A 13,133-nucleotide genomic window follows, 5' to 3' on the forward strand; every position below is an offset into this window, starting at 1 on the left:
GTGAAAGCTTTTTTTAATTATATTCTCGATATAACTTTTTAAGTTTCTTAACCAAAGGTATGTCTGCAGGTGCAAAATTGAACTCATCTATCTCTTCAATAGCAACCCATCTTATTGCACTATGAACTGTGAGCTTTATCTCGCCTCTTATAACTTGTGCGAAATATGCAAGAAGTTTTATCTGCCCATGGGAATAATCATATATACTTTCACCTAAGAAATCCCCCACTTCAATCTCTATATCAAGTTCTTCTTTTATTTCTCGCTTTAAGCACTGCTCCTCTGTCTCCCCTATTTCTATCTTACCTCCAGGAAATTCCCACATTCCTTCTTCTTTTTCATCTTTTCCCCTTTGAGCTATCAAAATCATTTGATTCTTTATGATAATAGCTGCAGTTACTTCTTTCATATAGTACTTCCTTTCAAAATTGCTTTTATGTATTCTAATATAATATTATAATATTTTAAAAACCAAGTATATAAATGGTATTATAATTTTAAATTCTATATTCTTTTAAACCTCATTTGAGCCAGCGTGTCATCAAATAGAAAAAAGCAGTAAATATTTAAATTTACTGCTCCTTAAAAGGCTTTAATTTTATTATTTTAATGTACGCTTTAAGAACTCTCTAGTACGATCTTGAGTTGGATTCTTAAAGATTTGCTCTGGAGTTCCTTCTTCTGCTATAACTCCTTTATCCATAAATACTACACGATCAGATACTTCTTCAGCAAAGCCCATTTCATGAGTAACTATAAGCATTGTTAGTCCACTTTCAGCAAGCTCTTTCATAACCTTAAGAACTTCACCTACCATTTCTGGATCAAGTGCTGAAGTTGGTTCATCGAATAACATTACATCTGGTTCCATTGAAAGTGCTCTAGCTATAGCTACACGCTGTCTTTGTCCACCAGATAATTGCTTTGGCTTAGCATTGATATATTGCTCCATACCTACAACCTTCAAATACTTTCTTGCGACTTCCTCTGCTTCAGCTTTTGAACGCTTTAGCACTTTTACTTGTCCAACAACACAATTACTTAAAACATTGTGATTATTGAACAGATTAAAGGACTGGAACACCATACCTAACTTTGTACGATATGCATAAATATCGTGTTTATCATCAAGAATGTTTTCACCTTTATATATAATCTCTCCACCGGTTGGCTTCTCAAGTAAATTAACACAACGTAGAAGGGTAGATTTTCCTGATCCTGATGATCCTATTATACATACAACTTCTCCTTTTTTAACTGAAAAGTCTATGTCCTTAAGTACTTCATGAGTTCCAAAATATTTACTTAAATGCTTAATATCAATTATATTTTCCATACTATTCCCTCCTCCGTTTAATACATATTAACTTCTTTATTTTTTTTAGCCATATCCTCAGGTGTTTCTACTTGCATTTGATTTGCATACATAATGTAGTTATCTGGTCCATCTAACTTTCTTTCAATTAATCTCAATATCCTTGTTACTGTAAATGTCATTATGAAATAAAGTATACATGCCACAAAGAATGATTCAAAATATCTAAAGTTATTTCCTGCAACAGATTTTGTTTGGAAGTATAATTCTGTTACTGAAATTACGTTAAGTACTGAAGTATCTTTTATGTTGATTACGAACTCATTACCTGTAGCTGGTAATATATTACGTATCGCTTGTGGTAATATAACATTAACCATAACTTGAAAATGCTTCATACCTATAGCATCTGCTGCTTCAAATTGCCCTTTATCTATTGATACAATACCTCCACGAATAATTTCTGACATATAAGCACCGGTATTTATAGATACTATAAGTATAGCAGCAAAAAGTCTATCCATATTTAAATTGAAAGCTAATGCTGTACCATAGTAAATTACCATGGCCTGTACAATCATCGGCGTTCCACGGAATATTTCTATATAAATAAATAAAAGTGCATTTACTAACTTAAGAAAATATCTTTTAACACCCTTTTCAGGCATTGGCACAGTTCTTACAACTCCTACTAATAAACCTATTACAAATCCTATTATAGTACCAGTCAGTGCAACTAACAGCGTAGTTCCCGCTCCTCTAAGGAACATCTGCCAGTTTTCCGAAACAATCTTTACAACCCAATCAAAACTCATATTTATCCTCCTTCAATAATGAAACCGAATGTGGTACAGATATGCTGCTTCATAATTACATAATACTTTTCAAATTCTTTCCTCATCACATAGGAATATTCTAAAAAGTTTAAAGAGAAGCGGCACACCCTTAAATACATTCGGTTCCTAATAAAAAACTGTTTTTATAACTTTAATTAGTGGCTTTTTCAAAGCTATTTTCCAAATCTTATCTTTGGAAAATCCAACATGTTTACAACATTGCTATTTTGCTGCTGGTTGATTTTTTATAGCTGTATCCATTATTGTTTTTCTTTGTTCTTCTGAGATACCTGCTAATGTTTTATTAATCTTTGCAGTTAAATCACTACCCTTTGCAACACCTACAGCTATTGCTGTATCATCATCAGATGTAGTAAATCCAGTTTTGAATTCTACCATTTTGTACTTTGAATTTGCAGTTTCAGCACTTACACCTTCTGGACGTTCTGAAACATAACCATCTATTATACCTGATTCAAGTGCAACTCTCATTGCTGGGAAGTTATCCATAGCTGGTTGTTTTTGAACACCTTGTATTTGGTCTATCACTGAATAGTGGAATGTATTTAATTGAGCAGTTATTTTTGCTCCTTTGAAATCTTGGATTGATGTAGCACTTTCATACTTACCACCCTTTTTAACTACCATAACTAAGTTTGATCTGTAGTAGTTATCAGAAAAATCTATAGTTTTCTTACGTTCTGCAGTAGGTGACATACCTGCTATGATTGCATCAATTTTACCTGAAGTTAATGCTGGTACGAGGCCATCCCATTCAGTTTTTACTACAACTAAATCTTTACCTAAATCTTTAGCTATCTTTTTAGCTATTTCTATATCGTATCCACCTGCATACTCTGAGCTTCCATCTATCTTTACAGCTCCATTTGAATCATCTTTTTGAGTCCAGTTAAATGGTGCATATCCAGCTTCAAGACCTATCTTAAAAGTTCCGTTAGAAGCTGAGCTCTTGTCAGCATTTGCCTTTGTTCCACAACCTGCTAAAAGCACCGTAGCTGATATTGTCATTGCTATTAATAACGCTAATTTCTTTTTCATGTTTAAATATCCCCTTTTTATTAAATTTAAATTTGTAATATGTTACTTGTCCTAATTTAAGACATTATTTAATTCATTAATAAGTTCTCATTACTTACTTTTGTTTTAAATTTACAAAGTTATTAAGCTTAAGTTTTATGCAAACTTATCCACATTTTATATTTTTTACAAATTTCGTTGTAATAAAAAAAGACCTGAGATGAGCTCAGGTCCTAATACACAAAGTTAGCCTAATACCCCTTCTTTTTCCCAAATGAGATAGCACAACTCAATAAACCGGGATGTTTATTGAGACAGTCCTGCAGTTCTTAACTGCAGACCCAGCAAATAATACTGAGAAGTATTATAAACTTCGGCGACATTTCCTTCTTCTTAGAATCATAGTACTCTCAAACTCCTCTAAGAACTATTAAACACCGCGCCTCTACCTCACTAAGTTAAAGTGAGGCCTTATTAAATTATATAAACAGTGTACAACAGGACATACTATATGTCAATATAGATTTGTTCATTATTAATTAACAATTTTTGATACTTCGTTCCATTATATGCACAATCTATTAAAGCTCTGTAATAATAAATTCTGCAAATTCTAAAATAAGCTTCGGGTTGAAATACTCCATAATTATAAACTTTTTTCTTTTATATGATTTTTGATCTTATTAATTAAATCTTCAACTTCAAAACCACTTTTTTCACTAACAAGTGCTATCGTTGCCTTTGATGACATAGCCTTAAATACTATCGGATTTTTTAGTTTTGCAAATTTAGGGGATAACTCAATTAAAAATTCTCTAATAAACGGATATCTTTTAGCAATATCTCCTATTAATGTTCCTTCATTAATATCAAATTCTTTTATATCGTAACTCATAATGTACCATCCTTCCATAAATAATATACATCTATCATAACTTTGCTATGATCATATGGATGTACCACTTCGTAGTAAAATTTATTTTTTTTAAATTCCCTCACCAGAAGCCGTGAGAGTTTCAAAAATAGGTTGCGGTTCGAAGGGATACATCTATAGTAACATTTATAAAAAGACATTTCTGTGACTTAAGTTACAGTTTTATGATTTTGTTTAAACTCTTTCTTTTTCCTAAGAGCGGCTGTATTTTTCCATTCATGAATAGTTCCTATGCAGTAAAAAACAAGTTCTGCTCTATTTACATCAAATAGAACAGAACTTGTTTTTTTATAGGTTTTAAATAGTTTGTTTTGCAGATATAACTGTAATCTCTAATACTCTACTTAAAAACGGGAACTTTTCTTTCATCATATCGTAATCTGAACCTGATTCTAAGAACTTTGCTGTACCTTCTATTAAAAATCCAGCACCTATGTATTGATGTCCCATTACTTCTTTGCTTCCAAAAGTAAGTTTAACATTATTATTTAATTCTATATTTTTCTGAGTTCTTCTCATTCCTGCCGCAGGAATAAGTAATCTACCGTCTTCTGTAGCATTAAGATAAGAGTTCCAAGTATTAACTACATGAGCTTCATTGTTAGCACATGTCACAATAGCAACTACACCTTCGTGGGAAATAACCTCAAGTAATTTTTCGTTTAACATAAAACATCCTCCTTGTAAAAAAGCTTTTATTAATTAGCAATTGACTTCCTTATGCGATAATTATACAATCAAATTGGAGCCATCAAAAGTGCCAGTTTAGTTTATTTTTTTGGATACAGTTTTAAGGAGTATAAACAATTATGATCATTTTAAAAAGTAATTCAGATAAACCCTTATATCAACAAATATATGAGCAACTAAAGAAACAAATAATATCAGGTGAGCTTTCTGCCGGAGCTAAACTTACCTCTACTCGTACTCTCTCTACTATATTAAATGTCAGTAGAAACACCGTAGAAAATGCTTATCTTCAACTATGTTCTGAAGGCTATATTGAAAGTAAACCTGGCAGTGGCTATATTGTCTTAGAAGTGCTTCCTGAAGTATTATTTGCAGATAATAATAAATCATACGATGTAAATAACTCTTTAAAAAACGCCGAAAATAATTCAAACAAGAAAATTAATACTACAGATTTAAGTTACGACTTCGAATACGGAAAACTTAGCAGTTCTGATTTCCCCTTAAAGATTTGGCGTAAAGTATCAAATAAAGCATTAGCAACATTAACTGCCGAAGATATGATTTCATATAGTGAAAGTAAGGGAGAACTTAATTTTAGAATAGAAATAATGAACTACTTAACTAAATCAAGAGGTGTATCTTGTAATACTGATCAGATTATTGTATGTACAGGATTTGCATATTGTTTAAGCCTAATTTGTCAACTACTTAGACAGGATTTTGATGAAATCGCAATTGAAGACCCAGGCTACTTTGGTACCAGAGATATCTTTGCTAATAACGGTTATAAAGTTTCTCCTATATCTGTAGATAAAGATGGAATAAATATTGCCGAATTAGAAAAATCTGCAGCTCGAATAGTATATATAACTCCTTCACATCAATTTCCTACCGGAGCAGTAATGCCTATACAAAAGAGATTAAAGCTTTTAGATTGGGCCATTAAAAATGATGGAATAATTATCGAAGATGATTACGATAGCGAACTAAGATATAGCTCAAGACCTATCCCCTCAATACAAAACATCGGACACAAAGAAAAAGTTATATACATAGGTACTTTTTCAAAGTCACTATCGCCTAGCTTACGGGTAAATTATATGGTACTCCCAGAAGCATATTTAGATAGATATGACAAACTATTTAGGATTTATCAATCCTCTGTTCCAATAATACAGCAGAGAGTACTTTATCAATTTATGCACTTGGGACACTATGAAAGTCATTTAAGAAAAATCTCTCTAGCAAATAAACGAAAACATGATTTATTAGTCAGTGAAATCCACAAAACCTTGGGAAATAGAGTTGTAATCCACGGAAGAAATGCTGGTCTCCATGTTTTAGTTGAGGTGAACAATGGTCTTACTGAGAATCAGCTAATAGAAAAAGCAGCTAAGTTTGGTGTAGTTGTCTATCCTGTATCTATGTTCTGGATCAACTTAGAAAAATATTCAAACAACATGGTTTTACTTGGTTTCGGTGGAATGACTGAGGAGCAAATCATTAATGGAATAAAAGCGTTAAAAGAAGCATGGTTTAATAACTAATTTTTTTAATTTACCAGTGTTTTAAATATTGAAAACAATCACTATGAATAAAAGCATTATCCAGATTAGGATAATGCTTTTATTCATACATTCAAATTTAGTTTTTACCTATTCAGCTTTAATTATAAACTAATCGATAACATAAATTATCAAAATAAAAATTCTCAGAATCATCATTTTTTTATAGTTTATTACTTTCTAACAGCATTAGGATTCTTTTCATCAAACTTAATAATTGAACTCATCTTAATTTCATCTTTGTACTCTTTTTCTTTTCCACCTATTGTATATTTTATCTTAACTGTCATTTTAGAATCTTTAGATATTTTAACATCATCAACAACGTTAAAAGCATATATAACACTCTCATTAGATTTTCTAAAATCGTCACTCCCAGAAAGGTCAAATACCCTTTTTCCAGCTACTTGTATTTCAATATACATTGAATCTACTTTATTTTCTTCTCTTGTAAGTTTCAATACAAATCCATCTTGAACATATAACTTATCTTCAAATGATACTAATGTAAGATTATTAATTCTTAAATCGTCAGCTATTATATCCGTCTTATAGATTACAACTGAATTACTTTTAAAAAGTTTCATCCCAAGTAAAATTGTTAATATTAATATAATAATAACTAGTAGACCTATAACACCTCTTTTTTTCATAATCCCCACCCATAATTAAATTCAATAACTTAAATATGATTCATTTTTACTTGTTTATTTCTTAAACTTCGTAATTTTAATCTTCATAAATCAGTTATCCTTGAAATTATTATACCATAGCAACCCTGTTTTGTATGCATTTTACATATAATCGATTAATCTTATGCATTTTTGTAACATTTCAACTATACATTCATAAAATTATATCTATTATAGATCTTTCACAAGCCATAAAATGGCTTTTGTAAATCTTTCATTTATTTCTGTAAAATGCCCTCCATTATTCCACTCTAATTTGACATTTTCTTCACTACTAAGTTGCTCTTGCAGTATTTCAAATACTTTTTCAGTACATCCCCCTACATTAGCCATACGTGGGTTTCTGCTTTTACTTTCCTTTATTCCAAGAGACAAATAAACTTTAGCGTCTTTATTACAAAGATTATTTAAACTCATATATTCTACCCATTTGTCGTACCATAAGGAGCCTGAAAGACTCCCTATTCTACCAAAACACTCACATCTATAAAGTACATATAAAGCTAAAAGCCCTCCAAGGGAATAGCCAATCAATACGTTATTTTTATAATCAGGCTTAGTTTTGTAGTTATTATCAATATATGGTTTTATTTTATATAAGAGAGTCTCTATATAATTATCAGCTTTGCCTCCAAAGTCTTCGCCCTCTCTAGCTATACCTTTTGCTGGCCAAGGAGTGTAATCATCATTCCAGTTTTTAGGTTTAATATTTACTAGAATAAATGGAGGACAATCTTTATAAAAATATGGTTCCATAGCGTAAGCTATTTCTCTTATATCATTTGCTCCATTTATATATACAACCGGAAAACTTAATTTCCTTTCAATATATTGTTCAGGAACATATACGCTACAACTATATCCCTCACAAGTAATCAAGTCTATACTACCTCTCATCTTCTACTCCTTTTAATGTATTTAGGCTATGTTTAAGAATATCGTTGAAATTAAGTGTTTATACTGGAGATGCTCTATTTCAGTACGGTTCTTTAATAGCGCTTAAATCTAAAATAATAGAGCCATCCCCTATAGATCTATAGTGAGGATGGCATTATTATTATTTCATTATTTTGCAAATATTATTTGTAAATTCTACAGGGTCTCCAATTGATAGACCTTCTATAAGTAGAGCCTGATTATATAATATATCTGTATATAAATTGAACTTATCTTTGTCAGCTTCATAAGCAGATTTTAGTGATTTGAATACGTCATGATTTACATTTATCTCTAAAACCTTATCAGCCTTAACCCCTTGATTGTTTGGCATTGCACTTAGTATCTTTTCCATTTCGATTGAAAGCTCTCCATCATTTGCAAGGCATACTGGATGATTTTTTAATCTCTTTGAAGCTCTAACTTCTTTAACTTTTCCAGATAATATAGACTTCATTCCTTCAAAGATATCTTTGTTTTCTTTTTCTTCTTCCTTTGAAGTTTCTTTGCTATCATCTTCTTCAATTCCAAGGTCATTGCTTGACACTGATCTGAATTCTTTTTCTTTATAAGACATAAGCATCTTTATAGCAAATTCATCTACTTCATCAGTAAAGTATAGTATTTCATATCCTTTATCAAGTAAAAGTTCAGTTTGAGGAAGTTTTTCTATTCTCTCATTGGATTCCCCTGAAGCATAGTAAATATACTTTTGACTTTCTGCCATTCTATCTACATATTCAGCAAGCGTAACCATCTTCTTTTCCTTTGAAGAATAGAACATTATTAAGTCTTGAAGAACATCTTTATTGCTGCCATATTCACTGTATAGACCGTACTTCAATTGTCTTCCAAAAGCCTCGTAGAACTTTTCATACTTTTCTCTATCATTCTTAAGCATAGTTTCAAGTTCACTCTTAATCTTATTCTTTATGTTTTTTGCAATAAGCTTAAGTTGTCTGTCATGCTGTAATATTTCTCTTGATATATTTAAGGACAAATCTTCTGAATCAACTATTCCTTTTACAAAACCAAAATAGTCTGGAAGTAAATCTCCACACTTATCCATTATCATAACACCACTTGAATATAATTCTAAACCTTTTTCATATTCCTTAGTATAGAAATCATATGGAGTTCTTTCTGGTATAAATAATATTGCGTTGTAGCTAATAGCACCATCAACACTTATATGGACATGCTTTAATGGCTTATCAAAACCAAAATGTTTTTCTGAATAAAAATTATTGTAATCTTCTTCTTTTAATTCAGATTTATTTTTTCTCCAAATTGGAACCATACTGTTTATAGTTTTTTCTTCAGTATAGTTTTCGTATTCATTTTCACTACCTTCTTTAAGCTTGCTTTCAGTAACATCCATCTTAATTGGATATCTAATAAAGTCAGAGTACTTCTTGATTATGGACTTTAGTCTATATTCTTCTAAGTATTCATCAAAGCTTTCATCTTCTGTATTATCTTTTATCTTAAGGATTATATCTGTACCTACAGTATCCTTTTCGCAAGGTTCTATAGTGTAGCCTTCTACTCCTTTTGATTCCCATTTATATGCTTCGCTACTGCCAAAAGCTTTACTTATAACAGTTACGTTATCAGCAACTAAAAATGCAGAATAAAATCCAACACCAAATTGTCCTATTATATCATATCCATCTTTTATTTCATTTTCTTTTTTAAATTTTAAAGAACCACTTTTTGCAATAACCCCTAAATTATCGTCAAGGTCTTCCTTAGTCATTCCAATACCTGTGTCAGATATCTTTATAATTCTACTTTCTTTATCAACACTAACCTTGATAAAGTAATCATCTTTTTCGAATGATATAGTATCGTCTGTTAATGCTTTGTAGTAAATCTTATCAATAGCATCACTAGCATTTGATATGAGCTCCCTTAAAAATATCTCCCTATGTGTGTAGATTGAGTTAATCATTAGATCCAAAAGTCTCTTGGATTCTGCTTTAAATTGTTTTGTTTCCATGTATAAAACCTCTCCTTTCGCAATTGAAACCAGGCATTTATATATGTGAGCCTAGTTTTACTTCAATGTACAAGGTACCTACTCTTTAATTTTTTTCTCTCTTAATTTTAAAAGAGCAAAATACCTAATAAACAGCTACTTATTTGTCTATACTAACTTAATAAGTAACTTATTGTTAGCACTCAAGTTTAGTGAGTGCTAACCCCTATTTTTTATATATCACTTTTTAAATTTTATGTCAATATATTTTGTTATAAAACATCTATGTATATAAGATATATTGTTAATGCAACTACTGTAATTTATTTTCACAAATATTGATTTTATTTGTATTTACAATTAACATTAATATAGAAGAATCACTTCATATTTAAATTTAAATTTTTAAATCGAAGTAATTCATATTTATATAAACTTTTAGATTGTTATATAGGATGGAGTTGAATTATATGGAGTTCATAAAAGTAGGTGCTGCTTGCCCTAAGATAAAAGTTGCAGATATAAAATATAATGTTGAAAATATAAAACAATGCATAGATGAAGGTTTAAAACAAGAAGTTAAAGCTTTAGTTTTTCCTGAACTTGCTGTTACCTCTTATACTTGTGGTGATTTGTTTACACAGTCTAGATTATTAAAAGAATCTATAAACGGTGTAGAAGATATATGCGAATATACTATGGGAAAAGATATTCTTATCGCTATAGGCAATCCCCTTATATATAACAACTGTCTCTATAATTGTGCTTTTATTATATTTGAAGGGAAAGTCCTTGGTATTGTACCAAAAAGCTATATACCTAATTATACAGAGTTTTATGAAAAGCGATGGTTTACTGAAGGTATTGGTCTTAAAGGTAAAACCATTGACTTACCTTTCCAAAAAGCTGTTCCTTTTGGTACAGATCTTATTTTTAGTTATGAAGATGCCCGTTTTGGATTTGAAGTATGCGAAGATTTATGGACTGTAGTTCCACCAAGCTCATATCTATCTATAGCAGGTGCAAACATAATAGGTAATCTCTCAGCATCAAATGAACTTGTATCTAAAAGCGATTATAGAAAATCTTTAGTATCTGATCAAAGCGCTAGATGCATGTGTTCTTACATTTACAGTTCTGCTGGTGTACATGAATCCACCACAGATTTACTTTTTAGCGGACATATGCTCATTACCGAAAACGGTTCGAAGCTAAGTGAAAATGAGCGTTTCCAAAGAGATAATCAAGTTATTTCATCAATAGTAGACTTATATAAACTAAATTCAGAAAGATTGAAAAATGTAAGCTTCAGAGATACTGCAAGACTTAATACGTTAGAATTTAGAAATATTGAATTTGCTTTTGACAATGTTAATATCACTAATTTCAATAGATTTATTGATAAACATCCTTTTGTTCCTTCTTCTGAAGCACAAAGAAAAGACAGATGCAAAGAGATATTTAACATCCAGGCATCAGCTTTAGCAAAGAGATTAGAGCATACTACTCTAAGCAAAGTTGTCATTGGAATTTCAGGTGGACTTGACTCTACCCTTGCACTTTTAGTTGCAGTTAAAACCTTTGATTTGTTAAAACTACCTAGAAAAAACATAATAACAATAACAATGCCTGGTTTCGGCACAACTGATAGAACTTACAACAACGCACTAACTTTATGCACTGAACTCGGCTGTGACCTTAGAGAAATAAATATAGTAAAAGCTGCTCTTCAACATTTTGAAGATATAGGTCATGATAAAAATATTCATGATGTTACGTACGAAAATGTTCAAGCAAGAGAAAGAACTCAGATTCTTATGGATTTGGCAAACAAAGAAGGTGGTATACTTGTAGGAACAGGTGATCTTTCGGAACTGGCACTTGGTTGGTGTACTTATAACGGAGATCATATGTCAATGTACTCTGTAAACTGCTCTATACCTAAAACTCTAGTTAGATATTTAGTTGATTACGTTGCTAAATATGAGGTAAGTAAAAATGCCTCTGATACTTTATATGATATATTAGATACGCCTGTAAGTCCTGAACTTCTACCAAAAGACGAAAATGGTGATATAGCACAAAAGACTGAAGATATTGTAGGACCATATGAACTTCATGATTTCTTCTTATATCATTTTATAAGGCATGGTTCTTCACCTGAAAGAATAATGTTCCTTGCTAAAGCTGCTTTTAAAGATTTATATGATGAAGAAACTATTAGAAAATGGCTAGATAAATTCTTACACAGATTCTTTTCTCAACAATTTAAAAGATCTGCTTTACCAGATGGTCCTAAGGTCGGTACAATTAGCCTTTCTCCAAGAGGTGACTGGAGAATGCCATCTGATGCTTCCGTTAATAGCTGGCTAAAATATTAAAACTATATAATCTTTAAGATAATAAGAATACCTGCGATATATCGCAGGTATTCTTATTTTATATCTATGAAAAACTTTTCTTAAAGCTTTAACCAATAACTTTTATTTATAAATATCTACCATTAAACCTTGAATTTCATCTACTGTAGATGCAATAGAAATGTTATCTTTCTCTTCAGATAGAAGAGCATCAGTAATTTCCTGTAGCTTTACATCGATTGTGTCTACCGTTATAAAATACTGAGTCTGCCAGAAGCTTATATCTTTTTTTACATTGTACATATATTCTAGTACTGACTTTAAATACTCTTTAATTTGATTTTTATAAGCTCTAACATCTGCATAACTTTTAGTAATTACAAGTCTATTACCCTTTTTCTTTATATCATCCATCAAATCTTTTAACTGCTCTTCAGACTTTTTTTGTCTTTCCTTATTAAAACTCTGCGAAAAATCCTTTTTACTATCTATTTTCTTTCTCTCTTCACTTTGGACAGCAGTTTTTCTACCTACTCTTGATATCTCCATAAAATCCCACCTACTTATCAATTTTTATATCTTTAAGTAATACCATAACGATTCTTTTTGCCTAATTTATTTTCAACCGTTTTCTTGTCAAACAAGGAAAGTTTTAAAATCTATATACTATTTGCATATTTATTTTATTAATTACTAATATTAATGTGTATTATTATATCAAAATATAATGAAAGTAACAACTAAGTTTATGGTATATTATGTCGAATTGTTTTTTCATTCCAA

General features: G+C 30.7%; 12 protein-coding genes and 1 riboswitch. Of the genes, 2 read left to right on the forward strand and 10 right to left on the reverse strand.

Features of this window, described 5'->3' with window-relative positions:
• Positions 1 to 13 precede the first annotated feature (13 nt).
• The 6 genes from OCU55_RS10825 to OCU55_RS10850 all read right to left on the reverse strand — a co-directional run bounded on the left by OCU55_RS10825 (position 14) and on the right by OCU55_RS10850 (position 4,792).
• On the reverse strand, positions 14 to 409 hold the full coding sequence (locus tag OCU55_RS10825; protein WP_261852333.1) for a (deoxy)nucleoside triphosphate pyrophosphohydrolase: 396 nt from the start codon (positions 407 to 409) through the stop codon (positions 14 to 16).
• 192 nt (positions 410 to 601) lie between these two features.
• A complete protein-coding gene (locus OCU55_RS10830; RefSeq protein ID WP_280923796.1) occupies positions 602 to 1,336 on the reverse strand; it encodes an amino acid ABC transporter ATP-binding protein in 735 nt (244 codons plus the stop codon).
• Positions 1,337 to 1,353: 17 nt separating this feature from the next.
• Positions 1,354 to 2,130 carry an amino acid ABC transporter permease gene (locus tag OCU55_RS10835; RefSeq protein WP_261852334.1) on the reverse strand — a complete coding sequence of 259 codons (777 nt, stop codon included), beginning with the start codon at positions 2,128 to 2,130 and terminating at the stop codon, positions 1,354 to 1,356.
• Between the two features lie 243 nt (positions 2,131 to 2,373).
• Positions 2,374 to 3,210, reverse strand: a complete 837-nt coding sequence (locus OCU55_RS10840; RefSeq protein WP_261852335.1) for a transporter substrate-binding domain-containing protein — start codon at positions 3,208 to 3,210, stop codon at positions 2,374 to 2,376.
• 251 nt (positions 3,211 to 3,461) lie between these two features.
• Positions 3,462 to 3,645: riboswitch (Lysine riboswitch) on the reverse strand.
• Between the two features lie 190 nt (positions 3,646 to 3,835).
• A complete protein-coding gene (locus OCU55_RS10845) occupies positions 3,836 to 4,084 on the reverse strand; it encodes a DUF1858 domain-containing protein (RefSeq protein ID WP_261852336.1) in 249 nt (82 codons plus the stop codon).
• A 336-nt stretch (positions 4,085 to 4,420) separates the two neighbouring features.
• A complete protein-coding gene (locus OCU55_RS10850) occupies positions 4,421 to 4,792 on the reverse strand; it encodes a pyridoxamine 5'-phosphate oxidase family protein (protein WP_261852337.1) in 372 nt (123 codons plus the stop codon).
• Between the two features lie 140 nt (positions 4,793 to 4,932).
• On the opposite strand from OCU55_RS10850, the gene pdxR reads away from it, so the two are divergent.
• Positions 4,933 to 6,363 (forward strand): MocR-like pyridoxine biosynthesis transcription factor PdxR, encoded by a 1,431-nt coding sequence (gene pdxR, locus OCU55_RS10855; RefSeq protein WP_261852338.1) that lies wholly within the window; start codon positions 4,933 to 4,935, stop codon positions 6,361 to 6,363.
• 191 nt (positions 6,364 to 6,554) lie between these two features.
• Here the strand turns inward: pdxR and OCU55_RS10860 are convergent, their stop codons facing one another.
• The 3 genes from OCU55_RS10860 to htpG form a co-directional block, all read right to left on the reverse strand.
• Positions 6,555 to 7,034: a hypothetical protein gene (locus OCU55_RS10860; protein WP_261852339.1), complete on the reverse strand. Its 480-nt coding sequence runs from the start codon at positions 7,032 to 7,034 to the stop codon at positions 6,555 to 6,557.
• 210 nt (positions 7,035 to 7,244) lie between these two features.
• Positions 7,245 to 7,970, reverse strand: coding sequence for an alpha/beta hydrolase (locus OCU55_RS10865; RefSeq protein WP_261852340.1), 726 nt, complete (start codon positions 7,968 to 7,970; stop codon positions 7,245 to 7,247).
• Between the two features lie 160 nt (positions 7,971 to 8,130).
• Positions 8,131 to 10,011 (reverse strand): molecular chaperone HtpG, encoded by a 1,881-nt coding sequence (gene htpG, locus OCU55_RS10870; RefSeq protein ID WP_261852341.1) that lies wholly within the window; start codon positions 10,009 to 10,011, stop codon positions 8,131 to 8,133.
• Between the two features lie 449 nt (positions 10,012 to 10,460).
• Here htpG and OCU55_RS10875 point away from each other — a divergent pair, with 449 nt between their 5' ends.
• Positions 10,461 to 12,371, forward strand: coding sequence for an NAD(+) synthase (locus OCU55_RS10875; protein WP_261852342.1), 1,911 nt, complete (start codon positions 10,461 to 10,463; stop codon positions 12,369 to 12,371).
• Positions 12,372 to 12,473: 102 nt separating this feature from the next.
• Here OCU55_RS10875 and OCU55_RS10880 read toward each other — a convergent pair whose 3' ends face one another.
• The gene (locus OCU55_RS10880) at positions 12,474 to 12,899 is read right to left on the reverse strand and encodes a YaaR family protein (RefSeq protein WP_261852343.1); all 426 of its coding nucleotides are present in this window, start codon (positions 12,897 to 12,899) and stop codon (positions 12,474 to 12,476) included.
• Between the last annotated feature and the right edge of the window lie 234 nt (positions 12,900 to 13,133).

The sequence above is a fragment of the Clostridium folliculivorans genome (assembly GCF_024341905.1).
Lineage (GTDB): Bacteria > Bacillota > Clostridia > Clostridiales > Clostridiaceae > Clostridium_AR > Clostridium_AR folliculivorans.

Coding starts and splice junctions, on each gene's coding strand:
- pdxR (WP_261852338.1), top strand. CDS start 4,933: ATGATCATTTTAAAAAGTAATTCAGATAAACCCTTATATCAACAAATA.
- OCU55_RS10865 (WP_261852340.1), bottom strand. CDS start 7,970: ATGAGAGGTAGTATAGACTTGATTACTTGTGAGGGATATAGTTGTAGC.
- htpG (WP_261852341.1), bottom strand. CDS start 10,011: ATGGAAACAAAACAATTTAAAGCAGAATCCAAGAGACTTTTGGATCTA.
- OCU55_RS10860 (WP_261852339.1), bottom strand. CDS start 7,034: ATGAAAAAAAGAGGTGTTATAGGTCTACTAGTTATTATTATATTAATA.
- OCU55_RS10880 (WP_261852343.1), bottom strand. CDS start 12,899: ATGGAGATATCAAGAGTAGGTAGAAAAACTGCTGTCCAAAGTGAAGAG.
- OCU55_RS10840 (WP_261852335.1), bottom strand. CDS start 3,210: ATGAAAAAGAAATTAGCGTTATTAATAGCAATGACAATATCAGCTACG.
- OCU55_RS10845 (WP_261852336.1), bottom strand. CDS start 4,084: ATGAGTTACGATATAAAAGAATTTGATATTAATGAAGGAACATTAATA.
- OCU55_RS10830 (WP_280923796.1), bottom strand. CDS start 1,336: ATGGAAAATATAATTGATATTAAGCATTTAAGTAAATATTTTGGAACT.
- OCU55_RS10850 (WP_261852337.1), bottom strand. CDS start 4,792: ATGTTAAACGAAAAATTACTTGAGGTTATTTCCCACGAAGGTGTAGTT.
- OCU55_RS10825 (WP_261852333.1), bottom strand. CDS start 409: ATGAAAGAAGTAACTGCAGCTATTATCATAAAGAATCAAATGATTTTG.
- OCU55_RS10875 (WP_261852342.1), top strand. CDS start 10,461: ATGGAGTTCATAAAAGTAGGTGCTGCTTGCCCTAAGATAAAAGTTGCA.
- OCU55_RS10835 (WP_261852334.1), bottom strand. CDS start 2,130: ATGAGTTTTGATTGGGTTGTAAAGATTGTTTCGGAAAACTGGCAGATG.